This window comes from Mediterraneibacter sp. 210702-DFI.5.30 (assembly GCF_020560115.1).
GTDB classification, from domain to species: domain Bacteria; phylum Bacillota; class Clostridia; order Lachnospirales; family Lachnospiraceae; genus Mediterraneibacter; species Mediterraneibacter faecis.
This window is the reverse complement of the sequence record NZ_JAJCME010000156.1, coordinates 1-241: the sequence shown is the minus strand read 5'-3', so window position 1 is coordinate 241 and position 241 is coordinate 1. Positions and strand designations below refer to the sequence as shown.

General features: G+C 49.4%; 1 protein-coding gene. It reads left to right on the top strand.

What is annotated here, in order from left to right; all coding sequences use genetic code 11:
* The coding region (locus LI126_RS15070; RefSeq protein WP_227165722.1) for a hypothetical protein at window positions 1-241 on the top strand (241 nt) is incomplete at both ends.

Here is a 241-nt window from a genome sequence, read left to right as displayed (position 1 = left end):
GCCATATTGGGCGTGCTTATTTTTATTGCAGTTTTGATGGCAGGGCCTTGGCTTCTGGGCGTGCTACTTATAATTGCTGCCACGTATGGGGTTTGGCTGGTTGCTTGCGCGGCCCTGAGTGTCTGTATCCTTCTTGCAGTACTTGCATGGATGTTGCTTTCCGGTCAGACCGAATCAAGCAGGGCTCGTCGGATTGCGAAGATCGCTGAAAGATCTAACAAGAACTACCGCGAAAAAATTA